The 13,287-nt window shown below is 50.9% G+C and carries 12 protein-coding genes, 1 tRNA gene and 1 rRNA gene; 3 read left to right on the forward strand and 11 right to left on the reverse strand.

Translation table 11 applies throughout. The features are described 5' to 3' along the window. Positions 1-3 precede the first annotated feature (3 nt). The 5 genes from EPV75_RS10655 to EPV75_RS10675 all read right to left on the reverse strand — a co-directional run bounded on the left by EPV75_RS10655 (position 4) and on the right by EPV75_RS10675 (position 6,445). Positions 4-2,304 (reverse strand): transporter substrate-binding domain-containing diguanylate cyclase, encoded by a 2,301-nt coding sequence (locus EPV75_RS10655; protein WP_192893986.1) that lies wholly within the window; start codon positions 2,302-2,304, stop codon positions 4-6. 209 nt (positions 2,305-2,513) lie between these two features. Further along, entirely contained in the window at positions 2,514-3,251 is a 738-nt protein-coding gene (locus EPV75_RS10660; RefSeq protein ID WP_128385378.1) for an LrgB family protein, read from the reverse strand. Continuing rightward, positions 3,238-3,624: a CidA/LrgA family protein gene (locus tag EPV75_RS10665; RefSeq protein WP_029938887.1), complete on the reverse strand. Its 387-nt coding sequence runs from the start codon at positions 3,622-3,624 to the stop codon at positions 3,238-3,240. Before EPV75_RS10665 ends, EPV75_RS10660 begins: the two co-directional genes overlap by 14 nt. Before the next feature lie 134 nt (positions 3,625-3,758). Then, positions 3,759-5,078 carry a M16 family metallopeptidase gene (locus EPV75_RS10670; protein ID WP_128385379.1) on the reverse strand — a complete coding sequence of 440 codons (1,320 nt, stop codon included), beginning with the start codon at positions 5,076-5,078 and terminating at the stop codon, positions 3,759-3,761. Between the two features lie 8 nt (positions 5,079-5,086). Next, the gene (locus EPV75_RS10675; RefSeq protein WP_128385380.1) at positions 5,087-6,445 is read right to left on the reverse strand and encodes a M16 family metallopeptidase; all 1,359 of its coding nucleotides are present in this window, start codon (positions 6,443-6,445) and stop codon (positions 5,087-5,089) included. A gap of 90 nt (positions 6,446-6,535) precedes the next feature. On the opposite strand from EPV75_RS10675, the gene ftsY reads away from it, so the two are divergent. From ftsY to EPV75_RS10690, 3 genes are read left to right on the forward strand one after another with little or no spacing between them, the layout of a single operon-like run. Beyond that, a complete protein-coding gene (ftsY, locus tag EPV75_RS10680; RefSeq protein ID WP_128385381.1) occupies positions 6,536-7,645 on the forward strand; it encodes a signal recognition particle-docking protein FtsY in 1,110 nt (369 codons plus the stop codon). A 5-nt stretch (positions 7,646-7,650) separates the two neighbouring features. Further along, on the forward strand, positions 7,651-8,664 hold the full coding sequence (locus tag EPV75_RS10685) for a DUF2914 domain-containing protein (RefSeq protein WP_128385382.1): 1,014 nt from the start codon (positions 7,651-7,653) through the stop codon (positions 8,662-8,664). A 5-nt stretch (positions 8,665-8,669) separates the two neighbouring features. Further along, a complete protein-coding gene (locus EPV75_RS10690; protein ID WP_128385383.1) occupies positions 8,670-9,365 on the forward strand; it encodes a transglycosylase SLT domain-containing protein in 696 nt (231 codons plus the stop codon). Between the two features lie 91 nt (positions 9,366-9,456). Here EPV75_RS10690 and fabB read toward each other — a convergent pair whose 3' ends face one another. The 6 genes from fabB to rrf all read right to left on the reverse strand — a co-directional run bounded on the left by fabB (position 9,457) and on the right by rrf (position 13,135). Next, the gene (gene fabB, locus EPV75_RS10695; protein ID WP_029938893.1) at positions 9,457-10,677 is read right to left on the reverse strand and encodes a beta-ketoacyl-ACP synthase I; all 1,221 of its coding nucleotides are present in this window, start codon (positions 10,675-10,677) and stop codon (positions 9,457-9,459) included. 1 nt (position 10,678) lies between these two features. Next, complete coding sequence (gene fabA / locus EPV75_RS10700) at positions 10,679-11,194, reverse strand: 3-hydroxyacyl-[acyl-carrier-protein] dehydratase FabA (RefSeq protein WP_029938894.1); 516 nt, start codon at positions 11,192-11,194, stop codon at positions 10,679-10,681. Positions 11,195-11,313: 119 nt separating this feature from the next. After that, a tRNA-Thr gene (locus EPV75_RS10705) sits at positions 11,314-11,389 on the reverse strand. 47 nt (positions 11,390-11,436) lie between these two features. Beyond that, positions 11,437-12,189, reverse strand: coding sequence for a type III pantothenate kinase (locus EPV75_RS10710; RefSeq protein WP_128385384.1), 753 nt, complete (start codon positions 12,187-12,189; stop codon positions 11,437-11,439). Positions 12,190-12,201: 12 nt separating this feature from the next. After that, positions 12,202-12,933, reverse strand: coding sequence for a biotin--[acetyl-CoA-carboxylase] ligase (locus EPV75_RS10715; RefSeq protein WP_192893987.1), 732 nt, complete (start codon positions 12,931-12,933; stop codon positions 12,202-12,204). A gap of 87 nt (positions 12,934-13,020) precedes the next feature. Next, positions 13,021-13,135 (reverse strand): 5S ribosomal RNA (gene rrf / locus EPV75_RS10720). Positions 13,136-13,287: the final 152 nt, after the last annotated feature.

The following is a 13,287-nucleotide window of genomic DNA, read 5'->3' on the forward strand; positions in this document are numbered from 1 at the left end:
TTATCAATCTTCGCTCGCTGACACCTGGTTTTTACCGTTGCGCTTGGCACGATACAGGTTGCGGTCGGCTCGGTCCACGCACTCGTTGACCGACTCTCCGGCGTGGTATTGCGCCACCCCCAAGCTGAAGGTCAAGCGTATGTCTTGCGAAAATTCAGTCGTCTCAATCGCCGCCCGCACCTTTTCAGCCAGTTGCGAGGCTTGATGCAAATCGGTTTCCGGGCAAATCAAAATGAACTCCTCTCCGCCCCAACGTCCGAAAGTATCGGTCTTCCGCACCAGATGGTGGATGGTTTCAACACTCTTGACCAACACTTCATCCCCGACCAGATGGCCGTAAGTGTCATTGACTCGCTTGAAATCGTCCAAATCCATCATCACCAGACTGAGCTTCGAATGATAACGATCTACACGCTCCACTTCGGCATCCAAAACCTGATCCAGGTATTGACGGTTATAAATTCCGGTCAAGTGATCCGTCACCGACAGAACCGACAACTTCTCATTGGAGGCGCGAAGCTCGTCTTGAGTATGCCGCAACTTGCGGTTAAAGAAAATAAACACCGCCAATAACAATAAAACCGGCGCGAGGATGAGCAACAGCTGTGTCCAGCTGTATTCTTTCTTGTAATTGATCTGAAGCCAACTGTTGGTCATTTCGACATAACGCGGTTTCGGTATTTGTTGCAACACCTTTTGAAAAATGCTCAAAAGTTCCGGCCAGTCCTGGCGAACGCCCATGGCGATATTGGCGTGGAACGGCATCTCTCCGGAAATCTGCAAATTGGTCAGACCGTACTTTTTGATGTGATAACCAATCACCGCCACATTATCGACGTAACCGAACACATCCCCGTTGGCGACGGCTTCCAAACCTTCTTTGGCATTATCGACCAACTTCAACGCCACATCCGGAAACACACTGTGTAATTTTTCATGCGCCGCATAATTCTTGACCACGGCGATGGTTTTGGAACGCAACTGGTTGAAATTGGCGATATAAGGCACCCCATCCCGCGTCGCCACCACCATCGGAAACTTCAAGTAAGCTTGCGTGAAGTTCATATAGGCCTTGCGCTCCTCGGTCTCGATCACCGCCGGCAGCACATCCTGCCGATGCGCCTTGAACTCGGCCAAGACTTCCGGCCATTTCAAATGCAGAGACGGCACAAATTCCAAGCCGGTACGCTGCGATATAAAATCCAGAAACTCGGGCGTAATGCCGGAATACTGTCCTTGTTCGTTCACGAACTCAACCGGAGCATAAGCGCGATCAACACCGATACGAATCACCGGATGTTGCTTGATCCACTCTTTTTCGCGCTGTGTTAATTGAAGTGTTTCATCCTCCGGCCGATAAATGCCTTTTTGCAAATCCACCGAGCCTTTCAACAGCCCTTGTTTCTGGAACAAGTCGGCAATGTATCGAAGCCGCCCTTCGTTTAAAGTGCCGATGGGCACACTATTCAAGTCCATCACGCTTTCAATCACCCGCGCTTCAAACATCAGGTGCTGAAAGGATTTTTTCAAGCCGTACTGTTTCAGGATATAGCGCGCCATTTCCTCTTGATGCGCCATCGCATACTGCCAACCTTTAATGGTCGCCCGGCGCATTTTGGCAACCCGTTCCGGATGCTGTTCGACCTCATCCCGCGTGGTGAATAACATATCACCATACAAGTCGATGCCATAGTTCATCGGGTTAATGACATCGTAGGGCACACCGTTTTTCTTGAAGAAGTAAGCTTCATTCGCCAGGTAACCGGCATAGGCGTCCACTTCCTTACGCACCAGCATGATAGGCGATTTATCGATAATCACCCGATCCATCACGGGTTTGACGTCCAGCTCCTCCAGCATCGCCAAAATCGGCAAACCGTCGGTGTCTTTTTTATAAAAGGCCAGTAATTTATCGTTTAATTTATAAGGGCTGTCCACCCCGGAAGACTTGAGAGTAAACAGGACTTGTGGAGAATGCTGAAAAATCGGCGCAACGATCACGATGGGTTTTTGGCGGGATTGATACAACAATAAGATACTGTCGGACACTCCATATTGCGCGTCGCCCTTCAAGACCTGTTCGATGTTGTTTTCCAGCAGGTCACGAGGATGTAGCGCAACCTCCAAACCTTCGTCTCGATAATAACCTTGCTTCTGTGCCGCGTAATATCCGGCAAACTGAAACTGATGGCGCCACTTGAGTTTGACGGTGACTTTTTCCAGCTTAGGACCGGACGACACCGGTAGGGTATTGTCCGCCGACACCGGTAGGGAGAAAAACAAGGATGAGATGACAAAGGCCAATACCGCTTGGATTATCGCCCCCCTTAACCACTGCCATGTTCGGGGCCTGTTCAGGCATGTCACCTCTACCACTGAAGTCATCCGTTTTTATCTATTATCAATATTCTTTATATGATAAACCGAACCGGCTTGCTGCACCAGCTTGGCGACAGAAAAACCTTAAAATTGAATTGGTTAAATCCGGCGTTCAACCACCTGAAAATTCGGTTTCAAAACAAGGCTAGCCAATGTAACAATGGCACCAACGTTGGAAGCACAATGGCCGTCAACACCGCCGAAAGCGCCATGGCCAAGCCGGAGAAGGCGCCCATTTCCGAACTGATTTGAAAACTGCGCGCGGTACCGATGCCATGCGCGGTTACCCCCATGGCGACTCCCTTGATGCTGTCGTCTCGAATGCCCAACCACTGAAACACCTTCACACCAATCACGGCACCGAGAATACCGGTTACCACCACCAATACGGCCGTCAACGACGGTAAGCCTCCGATCTTTTCGGAAATCCCCATTGCAATCGGCACCGTTACTGACTTTGGTGCCAGCGACAATAAGGTTTCCAGGCTCGCGCCGGTAACGTGCGCAATGGCAATCGAGCTGATTGCACCCGTCAACACCCCGGCCAACAAACCGAACGTCACCGGCAACCAGATTTTTTTCAATTTCGGGAACTGCTGATACAGGGGAATCGCCAGCGCCACGGTCGCCGGCCCCAGCAAGAAATGAATGAACTGCCCGCCTTCGAAGTAGGCTTCGTAATCCATCTCGGACAGGGTTAAAAATACGATCAGTAAGCCGATGGCGGTAATAACCGGATGCAGCAGGACATTTCGGTTCATACGCTCATACAACTTCAGCGCTAAGGTGTAGGCCACCAACGTCATCGTCAAACCGGTCAACGGCGAAGCCGACAGGTAGACCCAGAGATAAGTCAAATCACTTTCCGCCATCACCCGCCGCCTTTTTCGCCAATCGTTTTTGCGACCATTGCATCACCCACCACATGGTCAGGGCGGTTGTCACCATCGTAATCACGGTGCTGAGCAACAGCGTCAAACCGATGGGCAGCCATTCACTGGCAATACGGTGAAAATACACCATAATGCCGACCCCGGCCGGCACAAACAGTAACGACAAGTGACTCAACAAACCGTCGGACACCTCATCCAACGCTTCGGAGCTGCGCCCTCGCCACAGTAGTGCGGCAAACAACAGCATCATGCCGATGACCGGCCCGGGCACCGGCAGATTCAATACAATCGCCAACGACTCGCCTACAAGCTGAAAAATCAGCAACCAAGTTATTCCGTATAAAAACTTCATTTTCGATTTCCAAACGTTTCCATGAATCCATCTCGTGCAAAGCTCTCATTATAACTTTCAAGACGAATTGACACAGTTTTGGAATAAAAAAAACCGCCAGGCCTGGCGGTTTAAACAACGGAAAGCTTAAGTGGTCACTTTTCGATCGGTTTCACATTCGGTTCGCCGACCATCAACGTCAGCATTTTGTTTGGATGGATATGCTTACGCCAGGCGTTAAGGACGTCTTCCTTGGTCAGTTCCGCCATCTTTTTCGGAAAACGCTCCAAGTAATCCAGCGGCAAATCGTAAAAGCCGATCATCGCAATGTATCCGGCGATTTTTGAATTGCTATCGATGCGAAGCGGAAAGCCACCAATCAGGTTACTTTTAATTTCGGCCAACTTCTCATCCGGAAAATCCTTCATAAACTGCGCCAACGTTTGTTTGACGACTTCATCCGCTTCTTTGGCCGAAGCGTTTTTGGTGGACAAGCCGATTTGGAATGGCCCCGGCACTTTCATCGGATAAAAGCCGCTCGACACCCCATACACCAAGCCGCGTTTCTCACGCACTTCTTCCATTAACAACGACCCGAAGCCGCTGCCACCCAACAGATGGTTGCCGAGAAAGAGCGCATAATAGTCCGGGTCTCCGCGCTCCACACCCAATTGCGCCAAGGTATAGTACGTCTGGGTCGAGCCGAAACGGATGATTTTCGCCTGAGCTTTATCCAGCGGCTTAGGCTGCGGCAACGCCGCCGCTTTTTCGCCGGTCGCCAAGGAACGGGTCAAATCTTCCGCCATTTGCTCGGCCTGCTTGCGATCCACCGCGCCGACGATGGTCACTTGCGCATTGGCGGCCACATAATAACGCTTGTAAAAGGCCTTCAAATCCTCCACCGTCAAGGCCTCGACTGTTTTCAAGGTGCCCGGTACCGGATGAGCGTATGGGTGGTCGCCGTAGAGCTTCGCCCAGAGTTCATCCGACAACATCGCTTGCGGCTTGACGGTTTTTTGCTTCAAACCGGTCATCAGACGCGCTTTTTCACGCGCCATAATGTTTTGGCGAAACACCGGTTGCCCGACGATCTCGGCAAACAGCTTCATCGCCGGCGTCAAAATTTCCGACCGCGTCAGACTGCGTAAATGAATGCTGGCGGAATCGCGCCCTGCATTGGAACCGATTTGCACGCCCAAGTCGTTAAAGGCTTCAGAGATCTGATTTTCGTCATGCTCCGGCGTCGCCGTACCCAATAAATTCGAGGTAAAGGAGGCCACGCCCCATTGGTCGCCGTCTCGTGCCGAACCGGCATCGAACATTAATTCCACATCCACCATCGGCAGTTGCGGCGCATGGACGTACATCACCTTGGTGCCTTTGGCGGTCTGCCAAGTTTGAATATCGACTTTCGCCCAGGCCTGGGTACTTAACAAGCAGGCAAACGCGAATGCCCACACAGTCAGTTGCTTCATTCTCGTCACTATCGAACCCCTCCTTCCATCACCGGTACACTCGGGGTTTGCACGCCTTCCCCATTCGGCAGCAAGGTCGCCACCGTGACTTTATCGCGCGTCAGGTATTTTTTCGCCACGGCTTGCACCGCCTCCGGCGTGACCTGACGTAAATTTTCAACCCAGTTATCGTAGGTTTCGGTCGGCAATCCGATGCTGACCAGCGAGCCCAAGATCATCGCTTGAGATTGAATCGAATCCTGGTGAAACACATACTGGGCTTCACTTTGCGCCAGCACCCGTTTCAGTTCGTCTTCAGAAATCGGCTGTTGTTGCAACTGCTCGATTTGCTCCCAAAGCGCGGCTTCGGCTTCTTTCAACGTCTTGCCTTCCGAAGGCGTGATATTCACCATAAACAGGCTTTCCAGACGGCTGGTTTCATCGTAACTGGCGCCGGCGGACACCGCGACTTTGGAACCACGCACCAAGTGGCGCGGCAAACGCGCGCTGTCACCGCCGTCCAAAACACTGTTCAACACCGAAAGCGCATAGACTTCCTGACTGTCTTTAGCCGTCACCAACGACGGCGCATGGAAGCCCATAATCAAGCTCGGCGATTTGGTCGCGCCCTTCATCTGAATGCGGCGCTCGCCTTCCTGTTCGATTTCCACACGCGGTTTTGGCGGGGTAATGGTTTCCGGCTTATGCGCGCCGTAATAGCGTTTCGCCCATTCGTAGACCTGCTTCGGGTCGACGTCACCGACCACCACTAAGGTGGCGTTATTCGGCGCATACCACTGTTGATACCATTGCTGTAAGTCGTCGACCGTATAGGCACGGATGTCCGACATCCAGCCAATAACCGGATGATGCTGCGGACTGTTCACATAGGCCGACGCTTTGAACAATTCATAGAGTTTGGAACCCGGGCGGTCTTCAACACGCCAGCGGCGTTCTTCGGTCACCACATCACGCTCTTTTTGAAACTCCTCGTCTTTAATGACCAGGTTGCGCATGCGGTCCGATTCCAACTCCATGACTTTTTCCAGATTCTGAGTGCCGACGACTTGATAGTAAGCGGTGTAGTCATTCGACGTAAAAGCGTTATCCTGACCGCCCAACTTCGACACGACTTTGGAGAATTCACCCGGTTCCAACGACTCCGTCCCTTTGAACATCATGTGCTCCAGCATATGCGAAATGCCGGTAATGCCACCGTATTCATAATTGGAACCGACCCGGTACCAGACCTGCTGTACCACAACCGGCGCACGATGATCTTCTTTGACCAGCACTTGCATGCCGTTGTCGAGTTTGAACTTCGATATACTGGCTTGAGCCGGCCATGCCAGCGCCATCACCAGACCGAATAATCCAATTCTCACCATAGGGGAATCTCCTAAAATTAAACGAATTTCATTTATAATAACGTAATTGATTGCCGCAAGTATTGACGAAGCTTTAAAACAGGAAGCGACATGTTCAGTTTTTTAAAACGCAAAGACAAACCGTCATCCGACGAAACCCAGCCAAACGATTCAACCAGCCCCCCGGAAAACCCGGACACATCCATCGAAGCCCCCAATCCGGTCGAGACCCACGACGAGATGCCGGCACCGCCATCCGATAAAGCGGAAGATGCAGACGAAACGCCTCGCAAACCCGGCCTGTTCACCCGGCTGAAAAACAGCCTGAGTAAAACGCGTCGTAACTTTACCGACAGTCTGTCGACCTTGGTCATGGGGCGCAAAGAAATCGATGCGGATTTACTGGATGAGCTGGAAATGATTCTACTCACCGCCGATGTGGGTGTCGAAGCCACCGACAAAATTATCCAAAACCTGACGGACCAAGTCTCGCGCAAAGAGCTTAAAGAACCCGAAGCGTTAATTCAAGCACTAAAAAACCAATTGGAAGCGTTATTGGAACCGGTTTCGCAGCCTCTGAGCCTTTCAAACGACGACGGGCCCTTTGTGATTTTAATGGTCGGCGTCAACGGCGTCGGCAAAACCACCACCATTGGCAAGCTGGCGAAAAAATTCCAAAACGAAGGTAAGTCCGTAATGCTGGCGGCCGGGGACACCTTCCGCGCCGCCGCTGTAGAACAATTGGAAACCTGGGGCGAACGCAACCAAGTGCCGGTCATTGCCCAGAAAACCGGAGCCGATTCCGCCGCCGTCATTTTCGACGCCATTCAATCCGCCACCGCGAAAAAAGTCGATGTCCTCATTGCCGATACCGCCGGACGCTTGCACACGCAAGCCAACTTGATGGAAGAACTGAAAAAGGTCAAGCGCGTCATTCAAAAGGTCAACCCCAACGCACCACACGAAGTCATGCTGGTACTCGATGCCGGCACCGGGCAAAATGCCCTGAGCCAAGCACAGCAATTCCATGAAGCGGTCGATTTGACTGGATTGACCCTGACCAAACTGGACGGCACCGCCAAAGGGGGGATTGTCTTCGCCCTGGCCGAACAACTCGGCATTCCGGTTCGTTTTATTGGGGTCGGCGAAGCAATTGACGACTTGAGACCTTTCCAAGCCGATGAATTCGCTGAAGCGCTGTTCGATCAGACCGATAGCTGATTTCCATGAACCTGCCGGACACGGATAACGCCCATTACCATTACGCCTTTAAAAAAGGCTATCGCCTGGCCTTGGATGGTAAGCCCATGTCGCACATGCCCAGCAGCATCCGCCGGGATGCCGCTTTACGGGAATACTTTCAAATGGGCTGGAACCAACTGCAGGAAGAGGTCGCCAACGGCGAAGAGGACGATGCCAAAACACCTTGGCGAAGTCGTTTTGCCTGGTTCATGATGATGATGCTCGCCGGCATCGGCACCGCATCACTGATGATTACGCAAATCAACGACAAAAAAGCCGAACAACAAGCCCGTATCGATGCCCCGGCGAATGCTGAAACCGCCAGGCCTGGCGAAAATACCGCTTCCAAGGCCCCGGAAGTGAAATCGGAGCCATCTCCCGACCCCACCATTGACACCGCCATGAATACCGCGGATTTAAGCCTAATCGAAACCCCACCAGCCAACTCAACTTCTTTGCCTGAAATACCTTCTCCAGAAGCCATGACACCCAAAGCGCCCACCGAACCATCACCTTCGCATCCAGAGAAAACAGAGGCAACAAACGATGGTTTGTCATTGCTCTCCCCTCAGGCACGGCAAGATTTAGCCCAAACGCGCGAAGAAGTCCTTTATAATCAATCGGAAAAACGCGTTTCCATGGCTCCGGTTCAAGCCAGCGACATTCGAATTGAACAAGCCGTTTTGGCTGAAGAGGTGTCGAACCTAACACCAACTCAACCGCTTGGCCCCTTCGTACCGAAGTATGTACGGAAAGTGTTTTTCTTTACCCAAGTCGACCATGCCGCCGACCAGACGATATACCATCGCTGGATTTACAAAGACCGGGTGATGGCCACGGTGCCGTTGAAAATCACCAGCCAACGCTTCCGGACCTGGTCCAGCAAGCGCCTGAGCAGTGCCTGGCCGGGACAATGGCATGTCGAGGTATTGGATAACCAAGAACAAGTCATCTATCGATACTCGTTCAATTACATAACAGAAAGCGAGAGACCGTAAGCACCATGATTCGTCAGATTAAACCCGCCTTGATCTTCTTTGCACTCATTGGATTGGCCGGCTGCTCCAGCAACCCGCCAAAAGAAACCCACGATAACATTTGCTATATTTACGATCACGATTCCGACTGGGAAGAGGCCGCGCACGACTCGGCCAAGAAATGGGGCACACCGGAATACATTCTGATGGCGTTCATCCACCAGGAATCCCGTTTCACACACGATGCCCAACCACCACGGGAGTATGCATTGGGATTAATTCCGTTACCGAGAAGCTCATCCGCTTACGGCTACTGCCAAGCGCAGGACCCGGCTTGGTACGATTACCAAAAAGCCACCGGAAACTGGTCGGCACGCCGCACTGACATTGAGGACTCCCTCGACTTTATCGGTTGGTACAACTATCAATCTTACAAGCGCAACGGCATTTCACGAAACGACCCTTACAACCTTTACCTGGCCTATCACGAAGGCCAAGGCGGTTACTCCCGCAAGACCTATCAAAATAAGACCTGGCTGAAGAAAGTCGCCTATAAAGTCACTAAACGCTCAATGCTGTACAAAAAACAGTTACAAGTCTGTGACAAGCTTGCTGTAACGACTCCGGCCCCAAAGCCCCAAAAAGCTGAACCGGTCGTTCAAAACCGTACTCAACAAGCCAAGAGCCGAGGGGAATGCAATGCACCTTGGCCCTACTGTTAAATTGCCAGAGCGTCAAAAAACAGATACAAAAAAGCCGCTTTTCAGCGGCTTTTTTGTACACTCGATCTCCACGCAATGAAACGCGTCTCGATTATCCTTGGTATTTTTCAAAGACCAGAGATGCGTTGGTTCCACCGAAACCAAAGCTGTTACTCATCATCCGCGTCAACCCGGCATTTTCTTCAAGTGCCGTCACGATTGGCATCCCTTCACATTCCGGATCCATGGTCTCGATGTTAACCGATGGTGCGATGAAATCGTTTTCCAGCATCATCAAGCTGTAAATGAACTCATGTACACCCGCTGCCCCCAAAGAGTGGCCGGACAATGACTTGGTCGAACTGATTTTCGGCACTTTGGCGCCGAATACATCACGAATCGCCGCGGCTTCTTTGGTATCGCCCACCGGGGTGGACGTTCCATGTGGGTTGATGTAATCCACATCGCCGTTCACTGTCGACAACGCCAGCTCCATGCAACGTACCGCCCCTTCACCGGAAGGGGCAACCATGTCATAACCATCGGAGTTGGCACCGTAACCGGTGATTTCCGCATAGATTTTTGCACCACGCGCCAAAGCGTGTTCCAATTCCTCAACCACAACCATACCACCACCACCGGCGATGACAAAGCCATCACGGTCAGCGTCGTAAGCACGGGAGGCCTTTTCAGGCGTGTCATTATATTTGGTCGACAAAGCCCCCATGGCGTCGAACAAGACCGACATGGTCCAGTGCAATTCTTCACCGCCGCCGGCAAACACCACATCCTGCTTACCCAGTTGAATCTGCTCAACCGCGGTGCCGATGCAGTGTGCCGATGTGGAACAAGCCGAACTGATGGAGTAGTTAATGCCTTGGATTTTGAATGGCGTGGCCAAACAGGCTGACACAGTGCTCCCCATGGTACGCGTTACCATGTAAGGTCCAATACGCTTAACGCCACGCTCTTTGGCAATGCTGACGGCTTCCGTTGCATTGGAGTTGGAGCCGCCGCCGGAACCGGCCACCAGGCCGGTTCTCGGATTTGAAATTTGATCTTCGGTCAAACCGGAATCTTCCACCGCTTGTTTCATCGCAATGTAAGAGTAAGCAGCGGCATCGCCCATAAAGCGCAGTTGCTTACGATCGATATGCTCTTTGAAATCCAGGTTCTTAACCGCGCCATGAACTTGCGAGCGCATACCGTTCTCTTCGTATTCTGGGGCAAACACAATCCCGGAACGTCCGTTTTTCAAGGAATCCGTGACTTCATCTTTATTGTTTCCAAGGCTGGAAACAATCCCAACACCGGTGATAACAACTCTTTTCATGTTAAAAACTATCCGTATTTGTAAACAATCCGACTTTCAAGTCATCCGCTGAATAAATTTCACGCCCATCCACGAACAAATGAGCATTGGCAATGCCCATATATAACTTACGTTTGATGACCCGCTTGATATCAATCACATATTCGACTTTTTTGGCCTTCGGCAAGACCTGGCCATAAAATTTGACTTCACCGGCGCCTAGCGCACGTCCGCGTCCAGGACCACCGGTCCACCCCAGGTAGAAACCGATCAACTGCCACATGGCATCCAGCCCCAAGCAGCCCGGCATGACCGGATCGTTATTGAAATGGCATTCGAAAAACCACAGGTCTTCAGTTACGTCTAGCTCAGCGCGGATTTCTCCTTTCCCATAAGCCCCACCTTCTTCGGAAATGTGGCTGATACGATCAAACATTAACATCGGTGGCAATGGAAGTTGGGCGTTACCTGGGCCGAATAATTCGCCGCGCCCGCAAGATAAAAGTTCTTCTTTATTATAGCTAGACTGCTTTTCCATGTATTTTCCAAATTGACAAGTTATAAATCCTATTATAACAGTAGTGAGATTTCCATTACAACGCAATTCCCACATACAAAAAAGCCCGCGATTCCCTTTTGGAATGCGGGCTTGGAAGATGGTGCCGACAGAGGGACTTGAACCCCCAACCTACTGATTACAAATCAGTTGCACTACCAATTGTGCTATGTCGGCTGAATGCGGCGTATTATAAATTCTTACCAATTTATGTCAACTGTTTTTTATAAACTTTCGATGACCTCGACCATGCCTTGTAACGTCAGGTCTTCGACATAATCGAACGACTTATCCAGCAGGGGTTCAATGATCGGAAAGTCCCCGCCAGTCCCCACACAATCGAATCGTCGACCGGTTTCCTTTTCCAAGTCTGCCAGAAGAGCGTTCAGATAAGCCGCCACCATATAAAGCGTGCCGCCAGCCACGGCTTCAGCGGTATTGGTGGCCAACAAGCCGGAAGACATGGTCTCATCTTTCAGCTGCATTGCTTCAGGTTTCAGTGCGGTTTGATCCAACAGGCTTTGCTTCATAATCGCCAGGCCTGGCACGATAAAGCCGCCGATATGCTCTTTTTCAATGACGACATCCACGGTGATCGCCGTCCCGGCATCCACAATAAAGGTTGGCTTATTTTGCCCGGAACAGGCGCCGATAATGGCCATCCAACGATCGACTCCAAACGTCTCAAAAGCGTCATAGCCACACTGGATACCACAGCAGTTCGGCTGGGTTGCAAGATACGTCGGATAGAGTTTAAATGCCTGTTGAATCCATTCATTGAACTTCGCATTGGACTCCGAATCCACCACAGAACAGACATACACGGCATCCACATCGACACCCTGTAAACCCAAGTCGGTCAACAAGCTGTCTGAAGTCATCTCGGCATGATTGACGGATCCCAGATAGTCGTAACGGCCCTTTTTCAACGAAGCCGCTTTCAGCCGTGTATTTCCCAGTTCAAAAAAAATCAACATTCTTTATCTCACTCATAACGGCCGAATGGAAACCGCACCGGACTGGTAACGTTTCACTCGACCTTCAATCTCGACCATGGCACATGCCATCTCATCCAACCCAGTGTATCGGCCTGTTTCGGACGAGTCGTTATGATACACAATCACTTCCTGCCCCGGCGTAAAAAAATCATGATTTCGCCATTCGCCCAATTTAAAAACAGGGGGCATATCTACCATGAACAATTCATATAGTGCTACTGAAAACGATTGAAAAAAGCGCCCCGAATCCAAATCGTTCACATATTGGGCATCAAATCCGTCCCCCGATACCGGAGAACAATTCACACCCACCCCGATAATCAAATAACCTTCCTTACGCGAAGGTGACGGACTGAGCATTTCAATCAGACAGCCCGCCACTTTTTTTCCATCCAGAAAGACATCATTTGGCCACTTAACGGTCAAATTCGTGGCATGAGATGCCTCGGCAATCGATTGTCGTAGCAACAAGGCAATTTGCGCTGAAATAAACGGCATTTCGCCAATACGACCGTCGAAAGGCAGACCAATTGAAAACGTTAGCGAATCCAACGACTGCGTCCACGCACGGCCTCGCTGGCCATAACCAGCTGTCTGACTGTGCGCACGGCAAAAAATCGGTCCCGTCAACCGCCCCTCGGACAATTCGGTTTTCAGATAACGGTTGGTTGAATCAACTTCGCTTAATTCAATCGTTTGATACAGTTCAGACTTAAACGACATACACATCTCTTCAAAACCTGGAACCCCTATTGTATAAATTCCAGGCAAAAAAAAACCCATCATAAAGACGGGTTTTTAGGAATATAAGCTTGGGGATGACCTACTCTCACATGGGACCTCCCACACTACCATCGGCGCTAAGACGTTTCACTACTGAGTTCGGAATGGAATCAGGTGGTTCCATCTCGCTATGGTCCCCAAGCAATTTGGTTATGTAAGCTGTCTGTTAAACAGACAACCCACTGAATTCGGAAAAATCTCTTAAGCTTTTCTAGTCAGCTTATCTCATGCTATCTCACATGATGTCACAATGCGCTTAAAGCGTTCTTAATACTAAATCAAGCTCGAACACGT

The sequence above is a fragment of the Hydrogenovibrio thermophilus genome (genome assembly GCF_004028275.1).
GTDB classification, from domain to species: Bacteria; Pseudomonadota; Gammaproteobacteria; order Thiomicrospirales; family Thiomicrospiraceae; genus Hydrogenovibrio; species Hydrogenovibrio thermophilus.

Coding starts and splice junctions, on each gene's coding strand:
- EPV75_RS10685 (WP_128385382.1), top strand. CDS start 7,651: ATGAACCTGCCGGACACGGATAACGCCCATTACCATTACGCCTTTAAA.
- EPV75_RS10710 (WP_128385384.1), bottom strand. CDS start 12,189: ATGTTGATTTTTTTTGAACTGGGAAATACACGGCTGAAAGCGGCTTCG.
- EPV75_RS10665 (WP_029938887.1), bottom strand. CDS start 3,624: ATGAAGTTTTTATACGGAATAACTTGGTTGCTGATTTTTCAGCTTGTA.
- EPV75_RS10675 (WP_128385380.1), bottom strand. CDS start 6,445: ATGGTGAGAATTGGATTATTCGGTCTGGTGATGGCGCTGGCATGGCCG.
- fabA (WP_029938894.1), bottom strand. CDS start 11,194: ATGGAAAAGCAGTCTAGCTATAATAAAGAAGAACTTTTATCTTGCGGG.
- EPV75_RS10715 (WP_192893987.1), bottom strand. CDS start 12,933: ATGTCGTTTAAGTCTGAACTGTATCAAACGATTGAATTAAGCGAAGTT.
- EPV75_RS10670 (WP_128385379.1), bottom strand. CDS start 5,078: ATGAAGCAACTGACTGTGTGGGCATTCGCGTTTGCCTGCTTGTTAAGT.
- EPV75_RS10690 (WP_128385383.1), top strand. CDS start 8,670: ATGATTCGTCAGATTAAACCCGCCTTGATCTTCTTTGCACTCATTGGA.
- fabB (WP_029938893.1), bottom strand. CDS start 10,677: ATGAAAAGAGTTGTTATCACCGGTGTTGGGATTGTTTCCAGCCTTGGA.
- EPV75_RS10660 (WP_128385378.1), bottom strand. CDS start 3,251: ATGGCGGAAAGTGATTTGACTTATCTCTGGGTCTACCTGTCGGCTTCG.
- ftsY (WP_128385381.1), top strand. CDS start 6,536: ATGTTCAGTTTTTTAAAACGCAAAGACAAACCGTCATCCGACGAAACC.